Raw genomic sequence first — 2,753 nt, 5'->3', positions numbered from 1 at the left:
GTGATGGCTGACAGCAGTCCTTCGAGAACCGATGCGGCTAATAGTGTGGTATCCATTTGCCAAATAAACACGGCGGCCAGCGCTGTGATTATCATGGAAATGGGCATAGCTTTGGACGCTGGCATTCTGAGTAATACGAGAAAGATCATTACACTGATTACTGGCGTCAAGCTGGCGAGGAGTTGAAGTATTGTCATGCTTGCCTCTACATAAAGTGGTCTGTCTTATTATTTATATTTGGATCTTACTAGTGTTTTCCTGTCAGACTCTCCGACTGATAAATCAGCAGGTTTCACTGCCAATACCATGAGTCACAACATTCTGTGGTGTGTACTAGACGCTATTCGGGGCTTAACTAATATGATCTAGATCATTTTGGCTGCTGTATAGAATGCTAATTTACAGTGCTGCGGGAGGCTTCTCTCATGGGATTTTCTTAACTGTGATCCATATCACTTGAAGGTGGTTTTTTATATTTCGATAATGGGATGTTTCGCTAATTTCTATTCCTTCAGGTTATAAAAATCGACATATTCACTAAATTAGCTATCAGTATTGCAATTAACTGATCCATTTATTTCATTAATGAGTACTTAATGGATTTTTAAGACAATATTAAGATGTGACTTATCTCTCGCTTTGGAGTGGGTTGAAAAATCACTCAGTTAGATATTATTTATTAACAGTATGAATAAATAGGTTTTATTTGGTTTTACACCGCAAGGGATTATGAGGGATGGATCACGTTTTAGTAATGGCTAAATTTCGCGTGATGAATATCACTTAATGAAATTTGTTTTAATCTGAAATTTAATAACGGTTAATAAAGCGGTTTACAGTCATGCAGCCGCAACACTCCATTTTGTTAACAACTGCCGTTGGCCATTATCTTTTGCTACTTAACCATGTAAGCTTTAGCTACGTTTTAGGATTTATTATTGAGCAGACTAAAACAGCTTACTGCCCCAGCCGAGTTTACTGCGTAACACATGAAAGTAATTATGGCCTTTAGGGTGGATCAGCCTGAGTTGCTCGGAGCTGCGGCGCACTATGATTTCATCGCCGGGCAATACCGCTAAATGCACGTGGCCATCGCAGCTTACCTCTAAATTCTCACCATTTTCAGGGGAGACAACCATCTTAATGGTGCTGCAGGCATCGACCACAATCGGGCGGCACGACAGTGTATGCGGAAACATGGGCACTAAGATTAATGCCTGTAAATTGGGAGTAAGAATGGCGCCACCCGCCGATAGGGCATAGGCGGTAGAGCCCGTCGGCGTTGAGACTATCATGCCGTCGGCACGTTGACTGTACATGAATTGATTGTCTATATAGACTTCAAATTCAATCATATGGGCGATTTTACCCGGATGCAGCACCGCTTCATTAACGGCGGTATTGCTCGCTTTTAACATGCCATGGCGATAGACCTCGGCCTCGAGTAAAAAGCGGTGTTCGGTATCAAATTCCCCATCGAGCACTTTGGCTAGCGCTTCTTCAAAGGCATCGGGCGGTAAATCCGTTAAAAAGCCCAAGTTGCCACGGTTTACCCCAATCACGCCCACATCGAAGCGGGCCAGCACTCTGGCGGCGCCGAGCATATTGCCATCGCCACCCACGACTATGGCTAAATCGCAGCGTGCGCCAATCTCTAATAAATCGACCGCGACGATATTAGTTCCTAACTCGCTGGCAACGCGCTCTTCCACGAGGACTTCATACCCTTGCACCGTCAGCCAGTGGTGCAGACGTTTGAGGGTTTGATTTGTCCCTGGGTGGTGTGGCTTGCCAATCAGGCCAATGGTGTGGAACTTTGTGGTCATATTTATGCTAGATCTGGCCTTAGGCCTTGAAACGTCAAAATTGATCCCCATAATATGCCCAGAGTATTTAGAAACAAAGCATTTTTAGCTGGAGTGAAAATGAGCAACGAGTCGATTAAAGCAGAACAGGATCTGATCCAAGAGGGTGTAGAGTCTGAAGTTTCTACCGAAGAAGCGAGTCTGATTGACGAGCTTACCCAAGCCAATTTCCGTATTGAAGAGCTGGAACAGTTACTCGCTGACGCTTTGGCGAAAGTTGAAGAGCAAAAAGATTCAGTTATCCGTGCTGCTGCCGAAGTAGACAACATTCGTCGCCGTGCGGCGATGGATGTGGAAAAGGCTAACAAATTTGCATTGGAAAAATTCGCCAACGAATTACTGCCAGTGTTAGACAATATGGAACGTGCACTGCAAGGTACTAATCCACAGGATGAAACCACCAAAGCATTGTTCGAAGGTGTTGAGCTCACGCAAAAGAGCTTCTTGACCGCCGTGGCTAAGTTTGGGGTAAAACCTATCGATCCACAGGGGCAAGCCTTCAACCCTGACCAACATCAAGCCATTGGTATGCAGCCAAGTGCTGAGTATCCAGCCAATACTGTGATGTTAGTAATGCAAAAGGGTTATGAGCTAAACAGCCGTTTACTGCGTCCTGCCATGGTGATGGTGTCACAGGGCGGCCCTAGCCAAGAATCAGCTTCAATCAACATTGAAGCCTAAGCGAATGCGTTAAACGCTAAGTAATAAAAAGGACTGCCAATGCAGTCCTGTTTACTTGTCTGTTTTTTTGCCTGCTAATCGTAATTCATCACGCTTTGCACTGTTGCTGGGAGCTTAGCTCCCATCAACACTCAATCGGCAAGAAAGGCCTTAATTTGCGCTAACATACCTTCAGCATCGAGTTGTAAATCATGGGTCACTTCTTCC

The 2,753-nt window shown here is 44.8% G+C and carries 3 protein-coding genes; 1 reads left to right on the top strand and 2 read right to left on the bottom strand.

Annotated features, from left to right (window positions below; genetic code table 11):
- Together ACQY6Q_RS05885 and nadK are read right to left on the bottom strand one after the other, a co-directional pair.
- The coding region (locus tag ACQY6Q_RS05885) for an L-lactate permease (protein ID WP_427979024.1) at positions 1 to 197 on the bottom strand (197 nt) is incomplete at its 3' end.
- Between the two features lie 750 nt (positions 198 to 947).
- Positions 948 to 1,826 (bottom strand): NAD(+) kinase, encoded by an 879-nt coding sequence (nadK, locus tag ACQY6Q_RS05880; protein WP_084789193.1) that lies wholly within the window; start codon positions 1,824 to 1,826, stop codon positions 948 to 950.
- A gap of 99 nt (positions 1,827 to 1,925) precedes the next feature.
- Between nadK and grpE the strand changes: the two genes are divergently transcribed.
- Positions 1,926 to 2,546 (top strand): nucleotide exchange factor GrpE, encoded by a 621-nt coding sequence (gene grpE, locus ACQY6Q_RS05875; protein ID WP_011717765.1) that lies wholly within the window; start codon positions 1,926 to 1,928, stop codon positions 2,544 to 2,546.
- Positions 2,547 to 2,753: the final 207 nt, after the last annotated feature.

The sequence above is a fragment of the Agarivorans sp. genome (genome assembly GCF_050295395.1).
In the GTDB taxonomy this organism is placed as follows: domain Bacteria; phylum Pseudomonadota; class Gammaproteobacteria; order Enterobacterales; family Celerinatantimonadaceae; genus Agarivorans.
Note: the sequence above shows the minus strand (reverse complement) of the source record. Positions and strands in the feature narration are given on the sequence as shown.